The organism is Duganella sp. CF517, assembly GCF_900110275.1.
GTDB lineage: Bacteria > Pseudomonadota > Gammaproteobacteria > Burkholderiales > Burkholderiaceae_D > Rugamonas.
The window spans coordinates 879,503-893,167 of the sequence record NZ_FODC01000002.1 but is presented as its reverse complement, the minus strand read 5'-3'; the positions used below and the strand labels follow the sequence as shown (position 1 = coordinate 893,167).

The window sequence follows — 13,665 nt, the reverse complement described above, 5'->3', positions numbered from 1 at the left end:
GTGAAATCGGGCCGGTTTCAGCGCCGGCGCGGCGGCACGGGAGGCAAGATAGGAACGATATCGACCCGGTAGGCCGCCGCCTCGGCGTGGAAGGCGATTTCCCAATCCATGGCCTTGGCGATGCGCCGCAACAGATGCTGGCCGTGCAGGAAGCCTTGCATCGCGCCGGCGCGCGCCGGATCGACCGTGTTGGCGAGACTGAGCACACCGTCGGCGAACGACAACCGCAGCCGGCAGCCGGCGCCGCCATGGAACAGCGCGTTGCCTAGGCAGTTGTTCAGCAACAGCATCGACAGATGGCGGTTTCCCGTCACCTCGAGCCGGTCCGGCAACCGCAGCGCCACGCGGTCGTCGTCCCAGTCGGATTGCTCCAACAGGCGCAGCAGGCTGTCCTCGATACAGCCGCGCAGATCGACCGTCGCGTTCGGAATGTGTTCCGCGCGCGCCAGCGCGAACAGCACGTCGACGGTGGCGCCGAGTTCGCCCAGCCCGGCCCGCAGCTGCGCTAGCTCATGCGCTTGCAGCGGGCGGGACGCGGCCTGGCCGAGGACATTGTTCATGACCGTCAGCGGAGTGCGCAACTCATGGCCGACGTCGCGCGTGAAGGCTTGTTCGCGGTGCAGCGCCGCGTGCAGCGCGGCGAGCGTGGTGCCGAGCTTGTCCGCCAGGTAGCCTATTTCATCGGGCCGCCGCCGCGCGCTGAAGTGGATCGGTGCTTCCGGCTGCAGGCTCTTTACCTCGTCCGCCAGCACTTGCAGCGGCAGCACCAGGCGCCGCGACAGCAGATAGGCGAGCAGCAGCGCCAGGGCGATCAACCCCAGCGCGACCGCGACCAATACGCCGCCGACGTCCTGGAACAGCTTGGACACCACCAGCAGCGGCCCGACGTCGGCCAGCAGGTAGAGGCGGCGCGGCCCGGCCTGCGCGCCCAGATCGAGCACGCGCAAATGATAGTGCTGGCCGGTGTCGGTAAAGATCTCGCCGCGTTCGCGGCCGGCGGCGACCTGCGCGCGCACGATCGGCGGCAACGCGGCGGCGTCGCGGTACACGCGTATCAGGTCGTCGCCGGTCGCTTGAATGTCGCCGCGCAGCTGGTATCGGGCGGTCACTGCGGCCGCCTCGCGCTGCAGCAGGCGGTCGACCAGCATGTCCTCGGTCACGTAGGAGATGAGCAGCGCCAGGCCGGTATAGCCGACGCACAGCAGCACCGTGAAGCCGGCCAGCGCGGCGAACAGGCCGTGGCGGATCGATCTAAACATGGTCCGCCGCTTCCAGCGCGAGGCGGTAGCCGAGCTGCGGGATGGTGACGATCATGTCCGGCGCGCCGGCCAGTTGCAGCTGCTTGCGCAGCGCGTAGATGTGCGATTTGAGGGCGTCGCTATCGGGCGGGTTGGTGCCCCACAGCGCGTGCGTCAGCGCCGACCGCGATACGGCGTGCGGCTGCGCGGCGCACAGCGCGGACAGAATCTTGAACCCGGCCTGGGTCAGCGGCACCGGGGTGCCGTTGTGGAGCGCGCGCCGTTCCCTGGTCAGCAGTGTCAGCGGGCCGACGCGCAGCGCCTGGCCGACATGCAGCTGTCCGCGCCGCGCCAGCGCCTCGCACCGCAGGGCCAGTTCGCGCAGGTCGAACGGTTTGGTCAGGTAATCGTCGGCGCCGCCGTTGAAGCCGCGCGCCTTGTCTTCGAACGCGTCGCGGGCGGTGAGCATCAACACCGGCACGTTGCGCGGCGCGCGCGCCTTGATCGCGCGGCAGACGTCGATGCCGTCGATGTCGGGGAGGTTGAGGTCGAGCAGGATGACATCGTACGTTTCGCGCGTGGCCAGGTCGATCGCCAGCGCGCCGGTGGCGGCGTGGTCGGTTTGCCATTTCAGCCCGTCGAGGAAATCGACGATCTGGCGCGCGATCGTCGGGTGGTCTTCCACCACCAGGATGGTCAGGGAGCCCGGACTCATTTACAGCGCCGCTTTTTTCCTGAACTGCGCCGCCTTGTGGCGATTGCCGCACAACGCCATGCTGCACCAGCGGCGCTTGTGGGCCTTGGTGCGGTCATAAAACCACAGCACGCATTCGGGATGCTGGCATTGCTTGACGAGGTCGAAGTCGCCGTCCACCAGCAGTTGAGCGGTCGCTTCGGCTAACCGCCCCAGCATCGAGGCGACCGGCTCGGCGCGGGCCTGGCGGGTGAGCGTCAAGCCGCCTTCGCTGTCGCGCGCCAGGTGCGGCGCGCTGACGTGGGCGCGCAGATACGCGTCCAGCGCGGCTATCGGGGCGGTGTCGCCCACGCTTCCCTGCTTGCGTTGCTCGACGAGCTGCCGCACCAGCGTGCGCAGGGTTCTTCCCCGCGCCAGCAGCGCCTCCAGGTCAAGCGGCCCGTCCGCGTCCGCCGGGGCGATGCCGTGCCGCGCCATCCATCCCAGCACATCCTCACCGCTGCCCCAGTAATCGACCGTTTTTCCGTCGACCATGGCCTCGGTGTTGAGCAAGTCCATCGCCAGATGATCCCCCAACATCGGCGCTTCCGACGGATTGCTAGCGGGGTGTTTTTCTGCTTTCATCATAAGTAACCATTAAAATAGATGTTGACAGGTTATTTAAAACTGAGGATACTTCAAATCAAGTAACCATCTTGGTTGAATTATAGCGGTTATCCACCTCCGTCGCTTATCCTTTGAAGGAATTATCATGAACACCAAATCGTCGCTGTTTGCCGCCGCCAGCCTGGCCGCCGCGCTTGTCGCCAATGCCGCCGACAATCCCGCGCAAGTTCATCACCGCAATCTGGAGGTCCAGGGTGTCAACGTCTTCTATCGCGAAGCCGGACCGGCCGAGGCGCCTGTCGTGCTGCTGTTGCACGGCTTCGGCGCCTCGTCGTACATGTTCCGCAACCTGATCCCGCAACTGGCCGGCAAATACCACGTGATCGCGCCGGATCTGCCCGGCTTCGGACAGACCAGCGTGGGGCCGGGCGCCAAGTTCACCTACACGTTCGACAATCTGGCCGGCGTGATCGACGCCTTCACCGTGGCCAAGGGAGTGGACCGCTACGCCATGTACGTGTTCGACTACGGCGCGCCGGTGGGCTGGCGCCTGGCGGTGAAGAATCCGCAAAAGATCACCGCGATCGTCAGCCAGAACGGCAATGCGTACGAAGAGGGCTTGAGCGCCGGCTGGGCCGATATGCGCAAGGCGTGGGCGGAGCCGACCGCCGCCAACCGCGAGTCGCTGCGCCGCTTCAACACGCTGGATATGACCAAGTGGCAGTACACCGAAGGCGTGCGGGACGCGTCGCTGATCGCGCCGGAGACCTGGCAGCTGGCGCACGCCGCCATCGAGCGCATCGGCGTGGAGGCGCAGATGGATTTGCTGTTGGACTACGGGCAGAACATCAAGCAGTACGGCCAACTGCATGAGTTCTTCCGCCGTAACCATCCGCCGACATTGGCGATCTGGGGCAAGAACGATCCGTTCTTCGTGCCGGCCGGCGCCGAGGCGTTCAAGCGCGACAACCCGAACGCCGAAGTGCGCTTCCTGGACACGGGCCATTTCGCCATCGAAACCCACGGCGACGAGATCGGCAAGGAAATGCTGGAGTTTTTGAACCGCAATGTTAAACGCTGAGCGGTGCCCAAGCGGCGCGTGTATGCGATTTTCGTAGGGCCGATTACGGCGTTCCGCCTAATCCGCCCTACGTGGTTTCGATGGACGCTTGGTTGGGTGGAGCTCCGCGTAATAAAAACGCCCCGCAAGCTTTGTCGCTTGCGGGGCGTTTCACCGTACCGATGGTGATCGGTTTAACCGGCCAGCTTGGCCTTCAGCAGCTCGGTCAGCTGGGCCGGGTTGGCCTTGCCGCGCGACGCTTTCATCGCCTGGCCGATCAGCGCGTTGAGCGCCGCTTCCTTGCCGGCGCGGTACTGCTCCACCGACTTGGCGTTGGCGGCGATGACGTCGTTGACGATCGCCTCCAGCGCGCCGGTGTCCGAGATCTGCTTCAGACCCTTGGCTTCGATGACGGTGTCGACCAGGTTTTCATCGGCCGATTTGGCTTCCCACATGCCGGCGAAGACTTCCTTGGCGGCCTTGTTCGAGATGGTGCCGTCGGCGATGCGCTTCAACAGCGCGGCCAGCTGCGCGGCCGATACCGGCGAGTCGTCCAGGTCCACGCCTTCGCGGTTCAGGGTCGACGAGACGTCGCCCATCAGCCAGTTGGCGGCGGCCTTGGCGTTTTCCTTGCCGGCTTTTTCCACCACGGCGACGAAGTAGGTCGCCATCGCTTTCGACGCCGTCAGTACCAGCGAGTCGTATTCCGGCAGCGCGTATTCGCTGACAAAACGCGCGCGCATGGCGGCCGGCAGTTCCGGCATCGAGGCCTTCACCTGCGCGATCCATTCGTCCGAGATCACCAGCGGCGGCAGGTCCGGGTCCGGGAAGTAGCGGTAGTCCTGGGCGTCTTCCTTGCTGCGCATCTCGCGCGTCTCCTTGCGGTCCGGATCGTACAGGCGCGTGGCCTGCACCACTTTGCCGCCGTCTTCGATCAATTCGATCTGGCGGCGCACTTCGACGTGCACGGCTTCCTCGATGAAGCGGAACGAGTTCAGGTTCTTGATCTCGCAGCGGGTGCCGTATTCCTTCTGGCCCTTCGGACGCACCGAGACGTTGACGTCGCAGCGGAACGAACCTTCCTGCATGTTGCCGTCGCAGACGCCCAGCCACATCACCAGCGAGTGCAGCGCCTTGGCGTAGGCCACCGCCTCGGCGGCGCTGCGGATTTCAGGCTCGGAGACGATTTCCAGCAGCGGCGTGCCGGCGCGGTTCAAGTCGATGCCGCTCATGCCGGCGTAGTCCTCGTGCAGCGATTTGCCGGCGTCTTCTTCCAGGTGCGCGCGCGTCAGGTTGACGGTCTTGGTGACGAATTCGCCATCCTTCTCGTAGCCGAACGTCAGCGAGCCGCCGATGACCACCGGGTCTTCGAACTGGCTGATCTGGTAGCCCTTGGGCAGGTCCGGATAGAAGTAGTTCTTGCGGGCGAAGATCGAGGCCGGCGCGATTTTGGCGCCGACGGCCAGGCCGAAGCGGATCGCGCGGTCGACCGCCTGCTTGTTCATCACCGGCAGCACGCCGGGCAGCGCCAGGTCCACCGGACTGGCTTGCGTGTTCGGCTCGGCGCCGAACTTGATCGGCGAGCCGCTGAAGATTTTTGATTCGGTCGTGAGCTGCACGTGGTTCTCAAGACCGATGACGACTTCCCATTCCATATGATTCTCGCTCTGTTCTATGTTAGATGCCGGCCGGAGCGCGGGTGTGCCAGTCGGTCGCCAGCTGGTACTGGTGGGCGACGTTGAGCAGCTTCGCTTCGCCGAAATGCTTGCCGATGATTTGCAGTCCCACCGGGCGGTTGGCGTTCTTCTCGCCCTGGCCGAAGCCGCACGGGATCGACATGCCGGGCAGGCCGGCCAGGCTGGTCGACAGGGTGAAGATGTCGGCCAGGTAGGCGGCGACCGGGTCGTCGGACTTGTCGCCCAGGTCCCAGGCGACGGTCGGCGCCACGGGGCCCATGATGACGTCGCAGACGGCGTTCGGGCCGTTGAGCACCGCTTCGAAGTCTTGCGCGATCAGGCGGCGGATCTTTTGCGCCTTCAGGTAGTAGGCGTCGTAGTAGCCGTGGCACAGCACATAGGTGCCGACCATGATGCGGCGCTTGACTTCGGCGCCGAAGCCTTCGGCGCGGGTCTTGCGGTACATCTCGGACAGGTCCTTGTATTCGGCGGCGCGGTGGCCATAACGCACGCCGTCGAAGCGCGACAGGTTCGACGACGCCTCGGCCGGGGCGATCATGTAGTAGGCCGGGATCGACAACGCGGTGTTCGGCAGCGAAATGTCGACCAAGGTCGCGCCCAGCGCCACGTACTGCGCCAGCGCGGCGCGCACGGCCTGTTCGACGTCGGCGGCGAGGCCTTCGCCGAAGTACTCCTTCGGCACGCCGATGCGCAGGCCGGTCAGCGGCTGGCCCAGTTCGCGCGTGTAGTCTTCGTCGACGCCGCCCAGTTCCGGCGTCAGCGAGGTCGAGTCGCGCTCGTCGAAGCCGGCCATGGCGTTGAGCAGCAGCGCGCAGTCCTCGGCCGTCTGCGCCATCGGGCCGCCCTGGTCGAGCGACGAGGCGAAGGCGATCATGCCGAAGCGCGACACGCGGCCATAGGTCGGCTTGATGCCGGTGATGCCGCAAAACGCGGCCGGCTGGCGGATCGAGCCGCCGGTGTCGGTGCCGGTGACGGCCGGCGCCAGGCGCGCGGCGACGGCGGCGGCCGAGCCGCCCGACGAGCCGCCCGGCACGGCGTTCTTGTCCCACGGGTTCTTGACCGGACCGAAGGCCGAGTTCTCGTTGGCCGAGCCCATGGCGAATTCGTCGCAGTTCAATTTGCCCAAGGTGACCATGCCGGCCGCGCGGAACTTCTCGACGACGGTGGCGTCGAACGGGCTGACGTAGTCGGCCAGCATCTTGGAGCCGGCCGTCGAGCGCCAGTCGCGCGTGACGAAGATGTCCTTGTGGGCGATCGGCACGCCGGTCAGCGGGGTGGCGGTGCCGGCGGCGATGCGGGCGTCGGCGTCGGCGGCCTGCGCCAGCGTCAGCGCGCGGTCCACGTGCAGGAAGGCGTTCAGGTCGCTCTTCTCGATGCGGTCGAGGAAGTGCGTGGCCAGCTCGGTGGCGGTGACGGCTTTGCTCTGCAGGAGCGCGGACAGCTCTTTAAGGGTTTTGGTGTGCATGGCGGTTCAATTCAATTCGGGGAGGATCGAGGCGAAGATGGGGGCAAACACGTGGCAAACCACGACGCTTTTTGCTTATTCGATCACTTTCGGCACCAGGTACAGGCCATCCTGTGTCTTCGGCGCGACGGCCTGGTAGTCCTCGCGGCGATTGGCCTCGGTGGCCGCGTCCTCGCGCAGGCGCAGCGCGATGTTGTTCATGTGCGCCGCCAGCGGGTGGCTCAGCGGGGCGACGCCGTCGGTGTCGACCGCCTGCATCTGTTCGGCCAGCGCGAAAATGCCATTCAGCTGCTCGAGCGCGGTGGCGCTCTGCGGCTCGCTCATCTCCAGTTGGGCCAGTTTGGCAATGCGTGTTACGTCGGATAGGGTCAGGGACATAGCGAATGGCGCGGACGGGCCGCGCGGGGTTTAATTGTTACATTGATAAAAAACTTGAAGTTCTGGCTAATCGCTGGCAAAAGCGGACGATTGCCGCTTAACTTGCAAGCTGAGCCGATACACTTTTGGGTGGATTTTCGGCAAATCGCATTCAAATTATAAGGTAGAATGGCGGGTTGATGCGTTGCCGGGGCTGAATCATTGCCGCCGCCGCTCACCACAGGACATCTTTCGACAGCTTACGCGCACCCAGCGGCGCCACAGGACACACATGTTTGGTTTTTTACGCAGGTATATTTCCACCGATCTGGCCATCGACTTGGGCACGGCCAACACCTTGATTTACGTTCGCGGCCAGGGCATCGTTCTGGATGAACCATCGGTCGTCGCGATCCGCCAGGAGGGCGGCCCGAACGGCAAGAAAACGATCCAGGCAGTTGGTAAGGAAGCAAAGCAGATGCTGGGCAAAGTCCCCGGCAACATCGAGGCGATCCGCCCGATGAAAGACGGCGTGATCGCCGACTTCACCGTCACCGAGCAAATGCTCAAGCAGTTCATCCGCATGGTGCACGACTCCAAATTCTTCCGTCCTTCCCCGCGCATCATCATTTGCGTGCCGTGCGGCTCGACCCAGGTCGAGCGCCGCGCGATCCGCGAATCGGCGCTCGGCGCCGGCGCCTCGCAGGTGTACCTGATCGAAGAACCGATGGCCGCCGCGATCGGCGCCGGCCTGCCGGTGTCGGACGCCACCGGCTCGATGGTGGTCGACATCGGCGGCGGCACCACCGAGGTGGGCATCATCTCGCTGGGCGGCATGGTCTACAAGGGCTCCGTGCGCGTCGGCGGCGACAAGTTCGACGAGGCGATCGTCAACTACATCCGCCGCAACTACGGCATGCTGATCGGTGAGCAGACCGCCGAGGCGATCAAGAAGGCCATCGGTTCGGCCTTCCCGGGGTCGGAAGTCAAGGAGATGGAAGTCAAGGGCCGCAACCTGTCCGAGGGCATTCCGCGCTCGTTCACGATTTCGTCGAACGAGATCCTCGAGGCGCTGACCGATCCGCTCAACAACATCGTCTCGGCCGTCAAGAACGCGCTGGAACAGACGCCGCCCGAACTGGGCGCCGACATCGCCGAAAAAGGCATGATGCTGACCGGCGGCGGCGCGCTGCTGCGCGACCTGGACCGCCTGCTGATGGAGGAAACCGGCCTGCCGGTGCTGGTGGCCGAAGACCCGCTGACCTGCGTGGTCCGCGGCTCGGGCATGGCGCTGGAACGGATGGACCAACTGGGCTCGATCTTCTCCTACGAATGATCAAGACGGGGCCGCGAAACAGCGGCCCCGGTGCTTTGGGTGAGTTGACAGTCTCGTTGGCGCGGGAGCGCCGGATTATTGGAAGTCATGGAATACAGTCCTCCGCCACTTTTCAAGCAAGGCGCTTCGGCCCGGGTCAAGATGACGGTGTTCGCGTGCATATCGATTGCACTGCTGTTGGTCGACGCGCGCATGCGCACGCTGTCGACCGTGCGCCAGGTCGCGGGTACCGTGCTGTATCCGCTGCAAATGGTCGCGCTGCTGCCGCGCGACGCCATCTACGGCGTCGGCGACTACTTCTCCACGTTGTCGTCGATGAAAAAGCAGGTCAATGAGCTCAAACGCCAGCAGATCGCCGACGCCCAGGCGCTGCAGCAGGCGCAGCTGCGCACCGTCGAAAACAACCAGCTGCGCAAGCTGATGGGCGCGCGCGAGCAGCTGCCCGTCAAGTCGATGCTGGCCGAGGTGCTGTACGACGCGCGCGACGCCAACAGCCGCAAGATCATCCTCGACCGCGGCATCAAGAGCGACGTCATGCTCGGCATGCCGGTGATCGACAACCAGGGCGTGGTCGGGCAGGTGACGCGGGTGTTCCCGTTCACCTCCGAGGTCACGCTGCTGACCGACAAGGAGCAGGCCATCCCGGTCCAGCTGCTGCGCAACGGCTTGCGCAGCGTCGCTTATGGACGCGGCAAGGTCGGCGCGCTGGAGCTGCGCTTCACCGCGCCCAACGCCGACATCCAGGTCGGCGACATCGTCGTCACCTCCGGCCTGGACGGCATTTATCCGGCCGGCCTGGCGGTGGCGCGCGTGACGCAGGTGGAAAACAGCGCCGGCGGCTCCTTCGGCGGCGTGATCTGCCAGCCGCTGGCCGGCGTCGCCAACAACACCCAGTTGCTGATCCTGATGTCGACGCCGGAGCTGCCTCCGCGCCCGCCCGAGGAAGAGCCGCGCACGCCGAAAAAGGGCAATAACAAGATGGCGCCGGTGAAGGACCCCGCGAAAGAGGGCGCCGACGGCCAGGCCGCGCCGGCCGCCGCCGCGACCGCGCCGGCCACCAACGCCGCGCCGGGATTGATGCCGGTGATGCCGCCGCCGCTGGCGCCGAAAGCCGCGCCGGCCGAAGGCGCCGCCACCGCGCCCGCCACCGGAGCGGGCGCCAAACCCGCGACGACCGCGCCGGCGACGGCCGCACCGGCAGCCGGCGGAGCCGCCGGCGCCGCTGCGGCGACCACGGCGCCGGTCCGCGCCGGCGTCGCGCCGGCCGCCACCGCGCCGGCGCCGACCGCCGCCCGCGCCGCCGCACCGGCCGGCCAAGGCCAAACGCCGGCCGGCGCCACCACACCGAAGGAGCCGGCACGATGAATCGTCCGCACTATATTCTGCTGCCGGTCAGCCCGCTGTTCATCGCCTTCAGCCTGTTCTGCGCCTTTTTACTGAACCTGCTGCCGTGGGGGCAGTTCGTCGGCGTGCCCGACTTCGTCGCGCTGGTGCTGGTGTTCTGGGGCGTGCACCAGCCGCGCAAGGTCGGCATCGGCACCGCCTTCTTCCTCGGCCTGCTGATGGACGTCCACGACTCGACCCTGCTGGGCGAGAACGCGCTGGCCTACACCTTGCTGTCGTACTTCGCCATCATGCTGCACCGGCGCGTGCTGTGGTTCCCGTTGCTGACGCAGGCGATGCACGTGTTCCCGCTGCTGCTGATGGCGCAGTCGATCCAGCTGGTGATCCGCTTCTTCGTTTCCGGTAAATTCCCGAGCTGGTACTACTTCGTCGAAAGCGTGATCGCCGTGGCGCTGTGGCCGATCGCCACCTGGTTGCTGCTGGCGCCGCAGCGGCGCGCGGTCGACCGCGACCACACCCGCCCGATCTGATTCCAGTCCCGCCATGACTGAACTCAAGGACAACCAGCGCGAACTTCACAAGTTCCGTCTGCGCCTGACGGTACTGGGCGGGCTGGTGTTCATTTGTTTCGGGCTGCTGCTGGCGCGCTTCATCTGGCTGCAGGTGGTCAAGCACGCCGACTACGCCGTCAAGGCGGAGGACAACCGCATCGCCATCGTGCCGATCGCGCCCAACCGGGGCCTGATCCTGGACCGCAACGGCGTGGTCCTGGCGCGCAATTACTCGGCCTATACGCTCGAAGTGACGCCGTCCAAGCTGGCCATGACGCTCGATGAGACGATCGACGAACTGGCCAAGCTGGTGCTCATCGAGGTCAAGGACCGCAAGCGCTTTAAAAAGCTGCTGGAGGATTCCAAGCGCTTCGAGAGCGTGCCGCTGCGCACCCGCCTGACCGACGAGGAGGTGGCGCGCTTCTCGGCGCAGCGCTTCCGCTTTCCCGGCGTGGAGATCCAGGCGCGCCTGTTCCGCCAGTATCCGCTTGGCGAGGTGGCCTCGCACGTGATCGGCTACATCGGCCGCGTCAACCTGGCCGAGGCCCGCGCCATCGCCGAGACCGACGATGCGGCCAACTACAACGGCACCAACCAGATCGGCAAGGAAGGGCTGGAGAAAAGCTACGAAAAGCACTTGCACGGCACCACCGGCTACGAGGAGGTGGAGGTGTCTGCGGGCGGCCGCGCGATCCGCACGCTGTCGCGCACCAACGCCACGCCCGGCGCCAACCTGATCCTGTCGATCGACATCGAACTGCAGAAGGTGATCGAAGAGGCCTTCGGCGAGTGGCGCGGCGCGCTGGTGGCGATCGAGCCGGAGACCGGCGACATCCTGGCCTACGTCTCGCGCCCCGGCTACGATCCCAATCTGTTCGTCGACGGTATCGACGCGCAAAACTGGAACGAACTCAATACCTCGCTGGACCGGCCGATGGTCAACCGTCCGCTGTCGGGCACCTACCCGCCGGGATCGACCTTCAAGCCGTTCATGGCGCTGGCGGCGCTGGAACTGGGCAAGCGCACCCCGCACCAGGCCATTTCCGACCCGGGCCACTTCACCCTGGGCGGCCACCGCTTCCGCGACGACAAGCCGGGCGGGCATGGCACGGTCGATATGTACAAGTCGATCGTCGACTCGTGCGACACCTACTACTACATGCTCGGCAACGACATGGGCATCGACGCGATCCACGATTTCATGAAGCCGTTCGGCTTCGGCCAGCTGACCGGCATCGACCTGGAACACGAGAAGCAGGGCGTGCTGCCGTCGAAGGAGTGGAAGCGCAACCGCTTCAAGAAAAACGTGGCGGCGCAAAAGTGGGTCGGCGGCGACACCATCTCGATCAGCATCGGCAACGGCTACAACAACTACACGCCGCTGCAGATGGCGCACGCCACGGCCAACCTGGCCAACAACGGCGTGGTGATGAAGCCGCACCTGGTCAAGATCATCGAGGACCCGGCCACGCGCGCGCGCCGGCTGACGGTGCCCAAGGAAAGCTACCGCATCGCCCTCAAGCAGGACAACATCGATTTCATCAAAAGCGCGATGGTGGGCGTGACCACCGGCGGCACGGCGGCGCGCGCGTTCGCCGGCGCCGGTTACACCTCCGGCGGCAAGACCGGCACCGCGCAACTGTTCGCCATCAAGAAGAACGAGAAGTACAATGCCGCGCTGGTGTCCGAGCGGTTGCGCGACAACGCGCTCTACACCGCCTTCGCGCCGGCCGACAAACCGCGCATCGCCATCGCGGTGGTGGTGGAAAACGGCGGCTTCGGCGCCGCCGTGGCCGCGCCCATCGTGCGCAAGGCCCTGGACTACTACATCCTTGGCAAACGCTCCGGCGACAAGGACACGACGCCGGTGCCGAAGGAGGACGCGGTGCTGCGCTCCGTGACCGAACTCCAGGCCGAACAGGGCGTGGTCGATGAAAAAAAGCCGGGTGCTGAAACCCCGGGCAACACCGAATAAAAGGATCTGCATGCGCATCAACGAAAGGCGTTCCCTGTGGCGCCGCCTTCGCCCGTACTTCACCGTTTTCGACGGGCCGCTGACCTTCATCATCCTGATGCTGCTGACGGTCAGTTCGGTCACCCTGTACTCGGCCAGCATCGGCATTCCGGGCAAGATGGAGGACCACCTGCGCAACATCCTGCTGTCGTTCGCGGTGATGTGGGTGGTCGCCAACATCTCGCCGCAGATGATGATGCGCATCGCGGTGCCGGCCTACACGGTCGGCATGATCCTGCTGGTTGCGGTGGCGCTGGTCGGCACCATCAAGCTGGGCGCGCGGCGCTGGCTGCACGTGGGGATCGACATCCAGCCGTCCGAGTTCATGAAGATCGTCACGCCGATGATGCTGGCCTGGTTCTTCCAGCATCGCGCCGGGCATCTGCGCTGGCAAAGCTATTGCATCGCCGCGCTGCTGTTGATGATGCCCGTGGGCCTGATCGTCAGGCAGCCGGACCTCGGCACCGCGCTGCTGGTGGTGGCGGCGGGCTTCTCGGTCATCTTCCTGGCCGGTCTGTCGTGGAAGGCGCTGGCCGGGCTGCTGGCCGCCTTCGCCGCCAGCTTGCCGGTGATCTGGTCGCTGCTGCACGACTACCAGCGCGAACGCGTGATGACCCTGATCGACCCGACCTCCGACCCGCTGGGCAAGGGCTTCCACATCATCCAGTCGACCATCGCGGTCGGCTCCGGCGGCATCACCGGCAAGGGCTGGACGCAGGGCACGCAGGCCCACCTGGAGTTCATCCCGGAGCGCACCACCGACTTTATCTTCGCCGTCTACTCCGAGGAGTTCGGCCTGGTGGGCAACCTGGTGCTGATGCTGCTGTTCCTGCTGCTGATCGGACGCGGCCTGATGATCGCCGGGAACGCGCCCAATTTCTTCAGCCGCCTGATGGCCGGCGCCATGACGATGATTTACTTCACCTACGCGTTCGTCAACATGGGCATGGTCAGCGGCATCCTGCCGGTGGTCGGCGTGCCGCTGCCGTATATGAGCTACGGCGGCACCGCGCTGCTCACCTTGGGCATCGCCGGCGGCATTTTGATGAGCATCCAGCGTCACCGCAAGCTGGTGCAGACGTGATGCGCGCCGATACCGTGACCCACGACGGCGACGCGCGCCGCTTCCGCCGGCGCCTCAAGGGCCTGGCGCTGGTGGCGTTCATCGGCCTCGGGCTGCTGATGGCGCGCATCGTCTGGTTGCAGGTGGTGCGGCATGACGACTATGCCGTCATGGCCGAACAGAATCGCGCCGCGGCGCAACCGTCGGGGCAGCCGCCCGCCGGCGCCAGGTAAGGGCCGC

At 65.8% G+C, this 13,665-nt stretch carries 13 protein-coding genes; 7 read left to right on the top strand and 6 right to left on the bottom strand.

Features of this window, described 5'->3' with window-relative positions:
- Positions 1–17 precede the first annotated feature (17 nt).
- Genes BMX85_RS10985 through BMX85_RS10975 form a run of 3 tightly spaced genes read right to left on the bottom strand, consistent with a single transcriptional unit; the run spans position 18 to position 2,511 of the window.
- A complete protein-coding gene (locus BMX85_RS10985) occupies positions 18–1,259 on the bottom strand; it encodes a sensor histidine kinase (protein WP_090317054.1) in 1,242 nt (413 codons plus the stop codon).
- Complete coding sequence (locus tag BMX85_RS10980; protein ID WP_090317051.1) at positions 1,252–1,953, bottom strand: response regulator transcription factor; 702 nt, start codon at positions 1,951–1,953, stop codon at positions 1,252–1,254. The genes BMX85_RS10985 and BMX85_RS10980 overlap by 8 nt, the downstream gene beginning before the upstream one ends.
- A complete protein-coding gene (locus BMX85_RS10975; RefSeq protein ID WP_229210386.1) occupies positions 1,954–2,511 on the bottom strand; it encodes a CGNR zinc finger domain-containing protein in 558 nt (185 codons plus the stop codon).
- 172 nt (positions 2,512–2,683) lie between these two features.
- Between BMX85_RS10975 and BMX85_RS10970 the strand changes: the two genes are divergently transcribed.
- Entirely contained in the window at positions 2,684–3,619 is a 936-nt protein-coding gene (locus tag BMX85_RS10970) for an alpha/beta fold hydrolase (protein WP_090317047.1), read from the top strand.
- Between the two features lie 173 nt (positions 3,620–3,792).
- Here the strand turns inward: BMX85_RS10970 and gatB are convergent, their stop codons facing one another.
- From gatB to gatC, 3 genes are all read right to left on the bottom strand, one after another.
- Positions 3,793–5,253: an Asp-tRNA(Asn)/Glu-tRNA(Gln) amidotransferase subunit GatB gene (gatB, locus tag BMX85_RS10965; RefSeq protein ID WP_090317043.1), complete on the bottom strand. Its 1,461-nt coding sequence runs from the start codon at positions 5,251–5,253 to the stop codon at positions 3,793–3,795.
- A 22-nt stretch (positions 5,254–5,275) separates the two neighbouring features.
- Positions 5,276–6,760 carry an Asp-tRNA(Asn)/Glu-tRNA(Gln) amidotransferase subunit GatA gene (gene gatA, locus BMX85_RS10960; protein ID WP_090317040.1) on the bottom strand — a complete coding sequence of 495 codons (1,485 nt, stop codon included), beginning with the start codon at positions 6,758–6,760 and terminating at the stop codon, positions 5,276–5,278.
- Positions 6,761–6,835: 75 nt separating this feature from the next.
- A complete protein-coding gene (gatC, locus tag BMX85_RS10955) occupies positions 6,836–7,138 on the bottom strand; it encodes an Asp-tRNA(Asn)/Glu-tRNA(Gln) amidotransferase subunit GatC (RefSeq protein WP_090317037.1) in 303 nt (100 codons plus the stop codon).
- 271 nt (positions 7,139–7,409) lie between these two features.
- Between gatC and BMX85_RS10950 the strand changes: the two genes are divergently transcribed.
- The 6 genes from BMX85_RS10950 to BMX85_RS10925 all read left to right on the top strand — a co-directional run bounded on the left by BMX85_RS10950 (position 7,410) and on the right by BMX85_RS10925 (position 13,658).
- Positions 7,410–8,453 carry a rod shape-determining protein gene (locus tag BMX85_RS10950; RefSeq protein ID WP_008445008.1) on the top strand — a complete coding sequence of 348 codons (1,044 nt, stop codon included), beginning with the start codon at positions 7,410–7,412 and terminating at the stop codon, positions 8,451–8,453.
- 87 nt (positions 8,454–8,540) lie between these two features.
- The gene (gene mreC, locus BMX85_RS10945; protein ID WP_090317034.1) at positions 8,541–9,818 is read left to right on the top strand and encodes a rod shape-determining protein MreC; all 1,278 of its coding nucleotides are present in this window, start codon (positions 8,541–8,543) and stop codon (positions 9,816–9,818) included.
- Positions 9,815–10,327 (top strand): rod shape-determining protein MreD, encoded by a 513-nt coding sequence (gene mreD / locus BMX85_RS10940; protein ID WP_090317031.1) that lies wholly within the window; start codon positions 9,815–9,817, stop codon positions 10,325–10,327. The genes mreC and mreD overlap by 4 nt, the downstream gene beginning before the upstream one ends.
- Before the next feature lie 13 nt (positions 10,328–10,340).
- Positions 10,341–12,323 (top strand): penicillin-binding protein 2, encoded by a 1,983-nt coding sequence (gene mrdA, locus BMX85_RS10935; RefSeq protein WP_090317028.1) that lies wholly within the window; start codon positions 10,341–10,343, stop codon positions 12,321–12,323.
- Between the two features lie 10 nt (positions 12,324–12,333).
- Entirely contained in the window at positions 12,334–13,446 is a 1,113-nt protein-coding gene (gene rodA / locus BMX85_RS10930; protein ID WP_090317025.1) for a rod shape-determining protein RodA, read from the top strand.
- Positions 13,446–13,658 carry a hypothetical protein gene (locus BMX85_RS10925; protein ID WP_143067945.1) on the top strand — a complete coding sequence of 71 codons (213 nt, stop codon included), beginning with the start codon at positions 13,446–13,448 and terminating at the stop codon, positions 13,656–13,658. The genes rodA and BMX85_RS10925 overlap by 1 nt, the downstream gene beginning before the upstream one ends.
- Positions 13,659–13,665 lie beyond the last annotated feature (7 nt).

Bases quoted from the DNA above. Each gene is read 5' to 3' on its own strand.
- gatA (WP_090317040.1), bottom strand. From the start codon at position 6,760: ATGCACACCAAAACCCTTAAAGAGCTGTCCGCGCTCCTGCAGAGCAAA.
- mrdA (WP_090317028.1), top strand. From the start codon at position 10,341: ATGACTGAACTCAAGGACAACCAGCGCGAACTTCACAAGTTCCGTCTG.
- BMX85_RS10950 (WP_008445008.1), top strand. From the start codon at position 7,410: ATGTTTGGTTTTTTACGCAGGTATATTTCCACCGATCTGGCCATCGAC.
- rodA (WP_090317025.1), top strand. From the start codon at position 12,334: ATGCGCATCAACGAAAGGCGTTCCCTGTGGCGCCGCCTTCGCCCGTAC.
- BMX85_RS10985 (WP_090317054.1), bottom strand. From the start codon at position 1,259: ATGTTTAGATCGATCCGCCACGGCCTGTTCGCCGCGCTGGCCGGCTTC.
- BMX85_RS10970 (WP_090317047.1), top strand. From the start codon at position 2,684: ATGAACACCAAATCGTCGCTGTTTGCCGCCGCCAGCCTGGCCGCCGCG.
- BMX85_RS10980 (WP_090317051.1), bottom strand. From the start codon at position 1,953: ATGAGTCCGGGCTCCCTGACCATCCTGGTGGTGGAAGACCACCCGACG.
- gatB (WP_090317043.1), bottom strand. From the start codon at position 5,253: ATGGAATGGGAAGTCGTCATCGGTCTTGAGAACCACGTGCAGCTCACG.
- BMX85_RS10975 (WP_229210386.1), bottom strand. From the start codon at position 2,511: ATGTTGGGGGATCATCTGGCGATGGACTTGCTCAACACCGAGGCCATG.
- mreD (WP_090317031.1), top strand. From the start codon at position 9,815: ATGAATCGTCCGCACTATATTCTGCTGCCGGTCAGCCCGCTGTTCATC.
- gatC (WP_090317037.1), bottom strand. From the start codon at position 7,138: ATGTCCCTGACCCTATCCGACGTAACACGCATTGCCAAACTGGCCCAA.
- mreC (WP_090317034.1), top strand. From the start codon at position 8,541: ATGGAATACAGTCCTCCGCCACTTTTCAAGCAAGGCGCTTCGGCCCGG.
- BMX85_RS10925 (WP_143067945.1), top strand. From the start codon at position 13,446: ATGCGCGCCGATACCGTGACCCACGACGGCGACGCGCGCCGCTTCCGC.